Raw genomic sequence first — 12,258 nt, forward strand, 5'->3', positions numbered from 1 at the left:
CATTTGATTTTCAGTGTGGCGACTCTCGTGTTCGGCTCAGAACGGCACATCCCCCAAAATCGTCGCCCGATGCATCACCCGCCGCTGCGGCCGGTAGTCATCCACTGCGTAATGCTGGGTGACGCGGTTGTCCCAGAACGCCACGTCATTCTCCTGCCAGCGCCAGCGAATCGTGAACTCCGGGCGTGTCGCGTGGGCGAACAGCAGCTTCAAGATCGCCTCGCTTTCCGCCGGTTCCAGTTCATTGATTTTGGTGGTGAAGCCCTCACTGACAAACAGCGACTTGCGCCCGCTTACCGGGTGGGTGCGCACCACCGGGTGCGACAGCGGTGGGTTCTTCTTGCGGGTTTCTTCCCAGCGCGCCAGGTCTTCGGCAGTGTTGCCAAAGCGCTCCAGCGGGAAGGATTTGATGAAGTCGTGCGTGGCGGTGAGCCCGTCGAGCAGCCCCTTCAACGGCTCGGACAGGGCCTCATACGCGGCAATCCCGCTAGCCCACAACGTGTCGCCACCAAACGCCGGCAGCAACTTGGCACTCAGCACCGCGCCGAGGGCTGGAGTGGGTAGGAAGGTCACGTCGGTGTGCCATACGGCGTTGTCACGCACGTCGGTGACGGCGGTATCGAGGATCAGCACTTCAGGCTGTTCCGGCACGTTAGGGTAGATCGGATGAATATGCAGGTCGCCGAAGTTCGCCGCGAAGCGTGCTTGTTGCTGCGGGGTGAGCGGCTGGTCACGGAAGAACAGCACCGAATGGGTGAGCAACGCCTGTTCGATGGCGTCGCGCTGTTCGAGGTTCAGCGGCTGGGTGATATCGACGCCACTGATCTGGGCGCCAAGGGCGGTGCTTAATGGGGTAACGGTCAGGCGGCTCATGGGGTTCTCATCACTCAGTGTGCCTGGCCATGCCACGGCACTAATTTACGCTGCAGGGCACGCAGGCCCATTTCCATGGCGAAGGCGATCAGCGCGATCACCAGAATCCCCAGCACCACCACATCGGTGACCAGGAACTGCGCCGCCGACTGCACCATGAAGCCCAGGCCGCTGGTGGCGGCGATCAGCTCGGCGGCGACCAATGTCGACCAGCCCACGCCCAGCCCGATGCGCACACCGGTGAGGATGTCGGGCAGGGCGCTCGGCAGGATCACGTGGCGAATCAGTTGGGCGCGCGTGGCGCCCAACGACTGCGCGGCACGCAGCTTGGCCGGGTCGACCGTGCGCACGCCGGTCGCGGTGGCGATGGCGATCGGCGCAAAGATCGCCAAGTAGATCAGCAGCACCTTGGACAGCTCGCCGATGCCGCACCAGATCACGATCAGCGGCAGGTAGGCCAGGGGTGGAATCGGCCGGTAGAACTCAATCAGCGGGTCGAGAATGCCCCGGGCGATACGATTCGAGCCGATGGCAATTCCCACCGGCACCGCGGTCAGCACCGCAAAACCCAGGCCCAAGCCGATGCGGCCGAGGCTCGCGCCGAGGTGCTGCCACAAGGTGGAGTCCATGTAGCCCGTGGTCGCCAGCAACCAGCCTTTTTGCAGCACGGCGGACGGCGGCGGCAGGAAGAGCGGTTCGATCTGGCCGCTGGCGGTCACCGCCCACCAGATCGCCAGCAAGGCGATCAGCGTCAGCAGGCTGATCCAGCGTGTGCTGAGGCTGCGCCGCAGCGGGATAACCGCGTGCGCCACCGGCTTGGCGGCCGTGGCGGGAAGTTCGTAGCTGCTCATGCGCACACCTGCCGTTGGGAGAACACTTTGCCCAGTACGTGTTCGCGGGTTTCGATAAAGCGCGGGTCGGATTTGATCGCTCGCGCAGACTCGCCGGCGGCATAGCGCTGGCCGAAATCCAGGTGCAGGCGCTCGACGATCTGACCGGGGTTGGGTGCCAGCAGGATCAAATCGGTGGCGAGAAATACCGCTTCTTCGATGTCGTGGGTAATCAGGAACACCGGCTTGGCCGTGCGCCGCCAGACTTGCAGCAGCAGCTCCTGCATCTGTTCGCGGGTGAACGCATCGAGGGCGCCGAAGGGTTCGTCCATCAGCAGCACACGCGGGTCTGCCGCCAAGGCGCGGGCCAGGCCGACACGTTGCTTCTGGCCGCCGGACAGTTGCCAGATGCGCCGGCTGTCGAAACCGGCCAGGTCCACCAGCGCGAGCATTTCCCGGGCGCGCACTTCGCGTTGCGCCTTGCTCACGCCGGCCAGCTCCAGGCCGAAGCCGACATTGGCCAGCACGTCCTGCCAGGGCAGCAGGGCATCGTCCTGGAACACCACGCCGCGCTCGGCACTCGGGCCTTTGACCGGCACGCCATCGAGGCTGATGCGCCCGGCAGAGGGTTCGACAAAACCGGCAATCAAGTTCAACAGCGACGTCTTGCCACTGCCGGACGGGCCGAGGGCCACCAGCAATTGCTGGGGCCCAAGTTCGAGTGAAATGTCAGACAGTACCGGTTCTGTGGCGCCTGGGTACTGTGCGCTGATGCGCTCCAGTTGTAGCAAGGCCATCGCGATGAACTCCTGATCAGTGGGTAATGAACTTGGCGCTGATATAGGGGGCGTAGTCCGGCAGCACCGCTTCGACCTTGCCTTGTTCCTTGAGGAACGCCGCGGTATCCGTCACTGCCTTGGTGGTTGGCGCGCCCAGCAGGGTCACCTGCTCAGCGGCCAGCGGGTAGACGTTGCCTTGCAGCAGCGCGGGGATGTCGCTGGCCTTGGCACCGGAGAGCTTCACCAGCTTGTCGACGTTGGCTTTGTCGGCGAGCCAGGCTTGTGGGTCTTTGCGGTACGCGGCGTAGGCATCCAGGGTGACTTTGGCGAAAGCGCTGACGATTTCCGGGTGCTTCTCGGCGAAGTCCTTACGCACGATCCACGCGTCGAAGGTCGGCGCGCCGAACGTGGCCAGTTCGCCGGAAGTGATCAGCACCTTGCCGTTTTCCTTGGCCACGCCCAGGGCCGGGTCCCACACGTAGGTGGCGTCGATATCACCGCGCTTCCAGGCGGCGATGATGGCTGGCGGCGCGAGGTTGAGGATGGTCACTTTCGACGGGTCGATGTTCCAGTGCTTCAGCGCGGCCAGCAGGCTGTAGTGGCCGGTGGAAACGAACGGCACGGCGACTTTTTTGCCGATCAGGTCCTGCGGGCTGTTGATCCCCGAACCGTTACGCGCCACCAGGGCTTCGGCACCGCCGATCTGGGTGGCGACGAGGAAGGTCTGCACCGGCACTTTGCGCGTGATGGCTGCGGTCAGCGGGCTGGAACCGAGGTAGCCGATCTGCACGTCGCCGGACGCGATGGCGGCGATGATGTCGGCGCCGTTGTCGAATTTGCGCCAGTCGATCTTGGCGTTCGTGGCTTTTTCATACGCACCGTCGGCCTGGGCGACTTTCGCCGGGTCCACGGTGGTCTGGTAGGCGATGGTCACATCCGTCGCCTGGGCAAACAGGCTGGCACCGGCCAGGGACAACGCGGCCAATAGGCGCAGAGGGGTAAGCAGTTTCAAGGGGAAGCTCCTCAATCAGGCCGCCGAGAATCGGCATGTGAGGAGACTAAATGATCTAAGAACTCGAAAATAAATAACTTTTTCGAATTAGCTTATGAGGAGAAGGGTGGAGGGGATTCTTCACCCCAATGAGGACAAATGTGGGAGGGGGCTTGCTCCCGATGGCGGTGGATCAGTCAATGCATGTACTGACTGACCCACCGTCATCGGGGGCAAGCCCCCTCCCACATTAGAGCTCATTCCCCTGAGGGAACGAGTTCGGCGTTTAGTTGCTGATCGCGAGGATGCTGGCCTGGTACGAGCCGACAAACACATCGAAATCGCCCACTTCGTTCTGCTCCAGTTCCGCCTGTTGCGCCAGCGAGGTGCGCGCCAGTTCTTCAAAGTGCGCCTGCTCTGCGGCCGGCAGCGGCTCCTTGCGGAAATACTCGGCATGCACCTCGCTCTGGTGCAGGGAGAACTGCGCAAAACTTTCCTTGCGCTCGGCCATCGCGGCCAGCACCTGGGCCGACGGCGTCAGGGACGGGTCGTTGACCTTGGCCAACTGGGCGTCCAGTGCCTGGCTGTGTTCGGTAATGCCGTGACTCTCGTCGAGCAGGGCGGCCAACGGTGCGATCTTTTCCAGCAACTCGGTGGCCCATTCCTTCATGTCCACCGCCTGGCCCTTGCGCTGCAGTTGCAGGCCCGGACGCCGGCCTTCCTTGACCACGCTGAGGAAGTTCGACGTGGCGTTGCCGCACTCGTTGTCGGCGAACAGCGGGCTGTCGTTCAGCGCGCAATACAGCAGGAACGCATCGAGGAAACGCGACTCCTGCAGGTCGATACCCATCGGCAGGAACGGGTTGATGTCCAGGCAGCGCACTTCGATGTACTGGATGCCACGGGCCATCAGCGCCTGGATCGGCCGCTCGCCGGTGTAAGTCACACGCTTGGGACGGATGTTGGAGTAGTACTCGTTTTCGATCTGCAGGATGTTGGTGTTGAGTTGCACCCACTCGCCGTCCTTGTGGGTGCCGACTTCGACATAAGGCGCGTAGGGCGTTGCCACCGCTTCGCGCAGGCTGTCGGTGTAGCTGGCCAAATCGTTGTAGCACGGCGTCAGGCCGGCCTGGGCGTTGCTCTGGTAACCCAGGTCGCTCATGCGCAGGCTGGTGGCATACGGCAGGTACAAGGTGTCGGCATCCAGCACGTCCAACTGGTGCGAACGGCCGCGCAGGAAGCCTGCGTCCAGTGCCGGCGAGGCACCGAACAGGTACATCAGCAGCCAACTGTTGCGGCGGAAGTTACGGATCAGGGCGATATAGGCGTTGGACTGATAGTCGCGATCGGTGCCGATGAACCCTTCCGCTTCCTTGAGCAGCGGCCACAGTTGTTCCGGTAGGGAAAAGTTGTAGTGGATGCCGGCAATGCACTGCATGGTCTTGCCGTAACGCAGGGCCAGGCCCTTGCGATACACGTACTTGAGCTGTCCGATATTGGAGGTGCCGTAGTAGGCAATCGGAATGTCTTCCTCGGCCGGCAACGGGCACGGCATCGAGGGGCTCCACAGGTATTCGCTGCCGAGCTTGCTGTAGGCAAAGCGATGGATCTTGTCCAGATTGCTCAGGGTATCGGCCGGGTTGGGCAGGGCTGGGGTGATGAACTCCAGCAACGATTCCGAGTAGTCGGTGGTGATCTGTGCGTGGGTCAGCGCGGCGCCCAGGGCTTCGGGGTGCGGCGTCTGCGCCAGGCGACCTTCATGGGTGACACGCAGGCATTCGCGCTCGATGCCGTGCAAGCAATGCTCCAGCAGGGAGAGGTGTTCGCGCTTGCCGAGCAGGGCCAGGCGGCGGTTGAGAAGTTCGCTCAAGTTGGATTCCTTCACGCGTCAGTCGCCCCAATATGGGGGTGGGCAGGACGGTCTACAAGGGTGAAGTTAAAACTGGCGTGATCGCCTGGTTTTGAGTCGATTTGACCCGTTTTGAAAAAGCCTACTTCACTCCATGAATTGGGCTATAGCGCAGCAAGAAAATTCCGACGCCGTTATCGCAGCGCCGAAATTAACTCAAATCGAGGGTGGGGAGCTATAGGACAGCGAAGGTGCCCTGCGCTTTTGCGACAAGTCTTTCACCTTGGTACACGTCGGCCTCGACCACCAACGTGCGCCGACCCGGGTGAATAACCCGTGCGGTACACAGCACGTCGCCGTTTTCCACCGCACGGATGTAGTTGATTTTGCATTCGATGGTGGCGCTCTGCTGGTCGAACCCGTGGGCGCTGGAACAGGCCAGCCCCATGGTGATGTCGACCAGGCTGAAAATCACCCCGCCATGGAGCTTGCCTGCGCGATTGCGCAGTTGCGGCTCCAGGCTCAGGGCCACCTCGGCAACGCCCTGCTCCAGGCGTTGCAGGCGGCAGCCGATCAGTTCGCTGAACGCGCTCTGGGTCAAACCGGCCGGAATCTCCATCAGCGCTTCTTCAACTGTTTGGCGTTGGCGAACAGCGAGGCCATGGCATTGTTGCTCGGCGCTGCGATCGCGGTTTCCTTGCGCGGCGCGTTGTTTTGCGACTGGCGTGGCGCCGAGCCCGGGCGGGCGCCACGGGCACCGTCGATTTTCTCGCCGGGGGTGTCGCTCATGCGCATCGACAGGCCGACGCGTTTGCGCGGGATGTCGACTTCCATGACCTTGACCTTGACCACGTCACCGGCCTTCACCGCTTCGCGTGGGTCTTTGATGAACTTCTCCGAAAGCGCGGAGATATGCACCAAACCGTCCTGATGCACGCCGATGTCCACAAAGGCACCGAAGTTGGTCACGTTGGTCACCACGCCTTCGAGGATCATGCCCAGTTGCAGGTCCTTGAGGTCTTCGACGCCGTCCTGGAACTCGGCGGTCTTGAACCCTGGGCGTGGGTCGCGGCCAGGTTTTTCCAGCTCTTGCAGGATGTCGGTGATGGTCGGCACGCCGAAGGTTTCGTCGGTGTACTTCTTCGGGTCCAGGCGCTTGAGGAACGCGGCGTCGCCAATCAGCGAGCGGATGTCGCGGTCGGTCTCGGCGGCGATGCGTTGCACCAGCGGGTAGGCTTCCGGGTGAACCGCCGAGGCGTCCAGCGGGTTGTCGCCGTTCATGACGCGCAGGAAACCGGCAGCCTGTTCGAAGGTTTTTTCACCCAGGCGTGCGACTTTTTTCAGCGCGGCGCGGGTCTTGAACGCCCCGTTTTCGTCGCGGTGGGTCACGATGTTCTGCGCCAGGGTCGCGTTGAGGCCGGAGATCCGCGCCAGCAGTGCGACGGAGGCGGTGTTCACGTCCACACCCACGGCGTTTACGCAGTCTTCCACCACCGCATCCAGGCCGCGCGCCAGTTTCAGCTGCGACACGTCGTGCTGGTATTGGCCGACGCCGATGGATTTCGGATCGATTTTCACCAGTTCGGCCAGCGGGTCTTGCAGGCGACGGGCGATGGACACCGCGCCACGGATCGACACGTCGAGGTCCGGGAATTCCTTGGAAGCCAGTTCCGATGCCGAGTACACCGAAGCGCCGGCCTCGGAAACCATGACCTTGGTCATCTTCATGGCTGGGTATTTTTTGATCAGTTCGGCGGCCAGTTTGTCGGTTTCACGGCTGGCGGTGCCGTTGCCGATGGCGATCAGGTCTACCGCGTGCTTGGCGCACAGGGCCGCCAGGATCGCGAGCGTCTGGTCCCACTTGTTGTGGGGCACGTGCGGATACACGGTGGCGTGGTCGAGCAGCTTGCCGGTCGAATCGACCACGGCGACCTTGCAGCCGGTGCGCAGGCCTGGGTCGAGGCCCAGGGTGGCACGCGGGCCGGCCGGTGCGGCCAGCAGCAGGTCGTGCAGGTTGTGGGCGAATACGTTGATCGCTTCGGTTTCGGCGCCGTCACGTAACTCGCCGAGCAGGTCGGTTTCCAGGTGGGTGTAGAGCTTGACCTTCCAGGTCCAGCGCACCACTTCATCGAGCCACTTGTCCGCAGGACGGTTCTGATTCTGGATGCCGAATTGTTGACCGATCATGCCTTCGCACGGGTGCATGGTGCCCGGCAGTTCGTCGCCGACTTTCAGCGCGGAGCTGAGAATGCCTTCGTTGCGGCCGCGGAAAATCGCCAGGGCGCGGTGGGACGGCATGCTTTTGAGGGGTTCGTCGTGTTCGAAGTAGTCGCGGAACTTGGCGCCTTCTTCCTCTTTGCCGGCGATCACGCGGGCGCTGAGGATGGCTTCCTGCTTCAGGTAGGTGCGCAGCTTTTCCAGCAGGCTGGCGTCTTCGGCGAAGCGCTCCATCAGGATGTACTTGGCGCCTTCGAGGGCGGCCTTGACGTCGGCGACACCTTTTTCGGCGTTAATGAAGCGCGCGGCTTCGGTGTCCGGGGTCATCGAGGGGTCGTTGAACAGACCGTCGGCCAGGTCGCCGAGGCCGGCTTCCAGGGCGATCTGGCCCTTGGTGCGGCGCTTCTGTTTGTACGGCAGGTAAAGGTCTTCGAGGCGGGTCTTGGTATCGGCGAGTTTGATGTCGCGTTCCAATTGCGGGGTCAGCTTGCCCTGCTCCGTGATGCTGGCGAGGATGCTGATGCGCCGTTCGTCGAGTTCTCGCAGGTAGCGTAGGCGCTCTTCCAGGTGCCGCAGTTGAATGTCGTCGAGGCTGCCGGTCACTTCTTTTCGGTAACGGGCGATGAAGGGCACCGTGGAGCCCTCATCCAGTAGAGCGACGGCCGCTTCGACCTGTTGGGGGCGTACACCGAGTTCCTCGGCGATGCGGCTGTTGATGCTGTCCATAAAACCACCTGAAATTCTTAAAAGCAGCTCGCAGGCCCGGAAAAACAAGGCCCGGCGAGGCTGGTTGAGCGGCCCGACTGGCGCCGCTGCCTGGGTCAAGAGGCTGCCTATTGACCCTCGAAATCGAAAAAATCACGACAAGCGGGTGAAAAAAGCCCGGCAGTAAACGGTAACGATCTGACGTTGCCCTGCACGAAGGCGCCGCATTATAACCAGCGTTCTGTCCTTGGGGGGTACTGCGCCACAGGTTGTAGGGCGCGGGTTCGCTGGCAGTAGAGGAAAAATCTGCTAACAATGCACTCGGTGCGTATAACCGCAGCTAGGCCATAATGCGCGCCGAGATAAGAGGAGCATCCAATGAGCAGCACTGCACAAACTGCTGAAGGCGAAAAAATTCTCATCGTTGATGACGATCCGGGGCTGAGCAGCCTGCTGGAGCGTTTTTTCAACTCCAAGGGCTACCGTGCCCGCTCGGTGCCAAACACTGAGCAGATGGACCGCCTGTTGGGGCGTGAGGTGTTCAACCTGGTCGTGCTCGACCTGATGTTGCCCGGTGAAGACGGCCTCACCGCCTGCAAACGCCTTCGCGGCGCGAACAACCAGATTCCGATCATCATGCTCACCGCCAAGGGCGATGAGCTGAGCCGCATCAAGGGACTCGAACTGGGCGCTGATGACTACCTGGCCAAGCCGTTCAACCCGGACGAGCTGATGGCGCGGGTCAAGGCCGTATTACGTCGCCAGGCAGCGCCGGTGCCGGGCGCACCCGGTAGCGAGGACGAAAGCGTCACCTTCGGCGATTACGAACTGTCGCTGGCCACCCGTGAGCTCAAGCGTGGCGATGAAGTCCACATGCTGACCACCGGCGAGTTCGCCGTGCTCAAGGCGCTGGTGATGAACGCACGCCAGCCGCTGACCCGCGACAAACTGATGAACCTGGCCCGTGGTCGGGAATGGGATGCTTTGGAGCGCTCCATCGACGTGCAGATCTCTCGTCTGCGACGAATGATCGAGCCGGACCCGTCCAAACCGCGTTATATCCAAACGGTGTGGGGCGTGGGGTATGTGTTTGTGCCGGATGGCACTGCAACCAAGTGACCGATGATTTGCAGGGGCGGGCATCCTGGCGTTTGGCTCCGTGAGGGTCGACGGGATGTCCGGCGTCTGCAATTCTGCGAGCGCTGCTCGTTCCTGCAAGGTGTCTAGCTGTTTCCTATGAAAACCCCGCTGTGGTTCCCGCAAAGTTTTTTCTCCCGCACCCTTTGGCTGGTGCTTATCGTCGTTCTGTTTTCCAAGGCACTCACGCTGGTTTATCTGCTGATGAACGAAGACGTGCTGGTGGATCGACAGTACAGCCACGGTGTCGCCCTGACCCTGCGCGCCTATTGGGCGGCCGACCCCGAGAACCGCGAAAAAATCGCCAAGGCGGCCACGCTGGTGCGCGTGGCGGGTGCAGGTGTGCCGGAAGGCGAGCAACATTGGCCCTACAGTGAGATTTACCAGCGCCAGATGCAGGCGGAACTGGGCGACGACACCGAAGTGCGGTTGCGTATGCATGTGTCACCCGCACTCTGGGTGCGCGCGCCGAGCCTGGGGGAAGATTGGCTGAAGGTGCCGCTGTATCCGCACCCTTTGCGAGGGCAGAAGATCTGGAACGTGCTGGGCTGGTTCCTGGCTATCGGCTTGCTTTCAACGGCATCGGCGTGGATTTTCGTGCGCCAGCTCAATCAACCGCTTAAACGCCTGGTGTTTGCCGCCCGCCAGTTGGGACAGGGGCGCAGTGTGCGCCTGCCGGTCAGCGACACGCCCAGTGAGATGACCGAGGTATACAGTGCGTTCAACCAGATGGCCGAGGATGTCGAACAGGCCGGGCGCGAGCGCGAGCTGATGCTCGCGGGCGTGTCCCATGACTTGCGCACGCCCTTGACGCGTTTGCGGCTGTCCCTGGAGTTGATGGGCGACCATACCGATCTCACGGATGACATGGTGCGTGATATCGAGGACATGGATGCGATTCTTGACCAGTTCCTGGCATTTATCCGCGACGGCCGTGACGAGGTGGTGGAAGTCGTCGACCTGACGGACCTGGTGCGCGAGGTGGTGGCGCCTTACAACCAGAATGGCGAGCAGGTGCGCATGCGCCTGGAGCCGATCCAGCCGTTCGCGTTGCGTCGGGTCTCGATGAAGCGCCTGCTGAACAACCTGATCGGCAACGCCTTGCACCACGCCGGCTCGGATGTGGAAGTGGCGGCGTATGTCTCCGGTGACAGTGCTGCGCCCTATGTGGTGCTGAGCGTGATGGATCGGGGGGCCGGTATCGACCCGGCCGAGCTGGAAGGCATTTTCAACCCCTTCACCCGTGGCGACCGCGCTCGGGGTGGCAAGGGCACCGGTTTGGGGCTGGCGATTGTGCGGCGGATTGCCTCGATGCATGGCGGCAATGTTGAGTTGCGCAATCGCGAGAACGGCGGGCTTGAAGCACGGGTCCGCTTGCCGTTGGGTTTGATGTTGCCCCGAGATGCGGTTTAAACAACCAGGATCAAATATGGGAGCGGGCAAGCCCGCTCCCATATAGGTTTTTCAGCGTGTTTAAGGTGTTACGCGATCAGCCCTTGCCTTTGGTCCTGGTCATATTCGCCCCACCACTCTTCTCCAGATGCTGAATGATGATCCCCGCCACATCCTTGCCGGTGGTAGTCTCGATGCCTTCCAGGCCGGGTGATGAATTGACTTCCATCACCAGTGGGCCATGGTTGGAGCGCAGGATATCCACACCCGCCACGCTCAACCCCATGACCTTGGCCGCCCGTAGCGCGGTCATGCGTTCTTCGGGGGTGATCTTGATCAGGCTGGCGCTGCCGCCACGGTGCAGGTTGGAGCGGAACTCTCCAGGCTTGGCCTGGCGTTTCATCGCGGCAATCACCTTGTCGCCGACCACGAAGCAGCGGATATCCGCACCGCCGGCTTCCTTGATGTATTCCTGCACCATGATGTTCTGCTTGAGGCCCATGAACGCCTCGATCACCGACTCCGCCGCCGTGGCGGTTTCGCACAGCACCACGCCGATGCCCTGGGTGCCTTCCAGCACCTTGATCACCAGCGGCGCGCCGTTGACCATTTCGATCAGGTCGGGAATGTCGTCCGGAGAGTGGGCAAAGCCTGTAACCGGCAGGCCGATACCCCGGCGCGAGAGCAATTGCAGCGAGCGCAGCTTGTCCCGTGAGCGCGCAATCGCGACGGATTCATTCAGCGGGGAGACGCCCATCATTTCAAACTGGCGCAGCACCGCGCAGCCATAAAAGGTCACCGAGGCGCCGATACGCGGGATTACCGCGTCAAAGCCTTCCAATGGTTTGCCGCGGTAGTGGATCTGCGGCTTATGGCTGGCAATATTCATATACGCACGCAACGTGTCGATCACCACCATTTCATGGCCGCGTTCGGTGCCGGCCTCGACCAGGCGGCGGGTGGAATATAGGCGCGGGTTTCGCGACAGCACAGCAATCTTCATGCAGCACCTGGGGCAGAAATAGTAGAGACCGGGAACACCGGCTTGTCTTGAACGTACTTGACGCCGGGATTGACCACCAACTGGCCGTCAATCAGCGCTTTGGAACCGAGGAGCAGGCGGTAGCGCATGGCCTTGCGGCAGGCGAGGGTGAATTCGACCCGCCATACCCGGTCGCCCAATGCCAGGGTGGTGCTGATCACATAGCGCACCTGCGCATGACCATTGGAGCTCTTGATGGTTTTCATCGCCATCAGCGGCGCTTCGCAGCGGCGGTGACGCAACTGCACGACGCTGCCCAGGTGTGCGGTAAAACGCACCCATTTCTCACCGTCGCGCTCAAAGGGCTCGATATCGGTGGCATGCAGGCTTGAGGTGCTGGCTCCGGTGTCGATCTTCGCGCGCAGGCCTGCCACTCCCAAGTCGGGAAGTGCCACCCACTCACGCAGACCGACAACGGTCAAATGGTCAAATGTCTTCAATAT

General features: G+C 62.1%; 11 protein-coding genes. 2 read left to right on the top strand and 9 right to left on the bottom strand.

From position 1 onward, the window contains the following. Positions 1-36: 36 nt before the first annotated feature. The 7 genes from tauD to ACP7CJ_RS12770 form a co-directional block, all read right to left on the bottom strand. On the bottom strand, positions 37-873 hold the full coding sequence (tauD, locus tag ACP7CJ_RS12740; protein WP_426101815.1) for a taurine dioxygenase: 837 nt from the start codon (positions 871-873) through the stop codon (positions 37-39). Between the two features lie 14 nt (positions 874-887). Beyond that, positions 888-1,724, bottom strand: a complete 837-nt coding sequence (gene tauC, locus ACP7CJ_RS12745) for a taurine ABC transporter permease TauC (RefSeq protein ID WP_426101817.1) — start codon at positions 1,722-1,724, stop codon at positions 888-890. Next, positions 1,721-2,500 carry a taurine ABC transporter ATP-binding subunit gene (gene tauB / locus ACP7CJ_RS12750; protein ID WP_253392582.1) on the bottom strand — a complete coding sequence of 260 codons (780 nt, stop codon included), beginning with the start codon at positions 2,498-2,500 and terminating at the stop codon, positions 1,721-1,723. The genes tauC and tauB overlap by 4 nt, the downstream gene beginning before the upstream one ends. Positions 2,501-2,516: 16 nt before the next feature. Next, positions 2,517-3,494, bottom strand: a complete 978-nt coding sequence (tauA, locus tag ACP7CJ_RS12755; RefSeq protein WP_276195818.1) for a taurine ABC transporter substrate-binding protein — start codon at positions 3,492-3,494, stop codon at positions 2,517-2,519. A 265-nt stretch (positions 3,495-3,759) separates the two neighbouring features. After that, positions 3,760-5,343 (bottom strand): glutamate--cysteine ligase, encoded by a 1,584-nt coding sequence (gshA, locus tag ACP7CJ_RS12760; RefSeq protein ID WP_426101819.1) that lies wholly within the window; start codon positions 5,341-5,343, stop codon positions 3,760-3,762. Between the two features lie 214 nt (positions 5,344-5,557). Next, a complete protein-coding gene (locus ACP7CJ_RS12765) occupies positions 5,558-5,941 on the bottom strand; it encodes a PaaI family thioesterase (RefSeq protein WP_276195820.1) in 384 nt (127 codons plus the stop codon). After that, a complete protein-coding gene (locus tag ACP7CJ_RS12770) occupies positions 5,941-8,265 on the bottom strand; it encodes a Tex family protein (RefSeq protein ID WP_426101821.1) in 2,325 nt (774 codons plus the stop codon). Before ACP7CJ_RS12770 ends, ACP7CJ_RS12765 begins: the two co-directional genes overlap by 1 nt. 357 nt (positions 8,266-8,622) lie before the next feature. On the opposite strand from ACP7CJ_RS12770, the gene ompR reads away from it, so the two are divergent. Beyond that, positions 8,623-9,363: a two-component system response regulator OmpR gene (gene ompR, locus ACP7CJ_RS12775; RefSeq protein WP_133103043.1), complete on the top strand. Its 741-nt coding sequence runs from the start codon at positions 8,623-8,625 to the stop codon at positions 9,361-9,363. A 117-nt stretch (positions 9,364-9,480) separates the two neighbouring features. Then, complete coding sequence (locus tag ACP7CJ_RS12780) at positions 9,481-10,794, top strand: ATP-binding protein (protein WP_247401471.1); 1,314 nt, start codon at positions 9,481-9,483, stop codon at positions 10,792-10,794. Positions 10,795-10,870: 76 nt separating this feature from the next. Here the strand turns inward: ACP7CJ_RS12780 and rimK are convergent, their stop codons facing one another. Both rimK and ACP7CJ_RS12790 read right to left on the bottom strand, forming a co-directional pair. Further along, on the bottom strand, positions 10,871-11,776 hold the full coding sequence (rimK, locus tag ACP7CJ_RS12785; protein ID WP_049710586.1) for a 30S ribosomal protein S6--L-glutamate ligase: 906 nt from the start codon (positions 11,774-11,776) through the stop codon (positions 10,871-10,873). Further along, entirely contained in the window at positions 11,773-12,237 is a 465-nt protein-coding gene (locus tag ACP7CJ_RS12790; protein WP_426101863.1) for an ATP-dependent zinc protease, read from the bottom strand. The genes rimK and ACP7CJ_RS12790 overlap by 4 nt, the downstream gene beginning before the upstream one ends. Positions 12,238-12,258: the final 21 nt, after the last annotated feature.

Source organism: Pseudomonas sp. PSPC3-2 (assembly GCF_049897085.1).
Lineage (GTDB): Bacteria > Pseudomonadota > Gammaproteobacteria > Pseudomonadales > Pseudomonadaceae > Aquipseudomonas > Aquipseudomonas paraveronii.

Bases quoted from the DNA above. Each gene is read 5' to 3' on its own strand.
- tauD (WP_426101815.1), bottom strand. From the start codon at position 873: ATGAGCCGCCTGACCGTTACCCCATTAAGCACCGCCCTTGGCGCCCAG.
- tauC (WP_426101817.1), bottom strand. From the start codon at position 1,724: ATGAGCAGCTACGAACTTCCCGCCACGGCCGCCAAGCCGGTGGCGCAC.
- tauB (WP_253392582.1), bottom strand. From the start codon at position 2,500: ATGGCCTTGCTACAACTGGAGCGCATCAGCGCACAGTACCCAGGCGCC.
- ACP7CJ_RS12765 (WP_276195820.1), bottom strand. From the start codon at position 5,941: ATGGAGATTCCGGCCGGTTTGACCCAGAGCGCGTTCAGCGAACTGATC.
- ACP7CJ_RS12770 (WP_426101821.1), bottom strand. From the start codon at position 8,265: ATGGACAGCATCAACAGCCGCATCGCCGAGGAACTCGGTGTACGCCCC.
- ompR (WP_133103043.1), top strand. From the start codon at position 8,623: ATGAGCAGCACTGCACAAACTGCTGAAGGCGAAAAAATTCTCATCGTT.
- ACP7CJ_RS12780 (WP_247401471.1), top strand. From the start codon at position 9,481: ATGAAAACCCCGCTGTGGTTCCCGCAAAGTTTTTTCTCCCGCACCCTT.
- rimK (WP_049710586.1), bottom strand. From the start codon at position 11,776: ATGAAGATTGCTGTGCTGTCGCGAAACCCGCGCCTATATTCCACCCGC.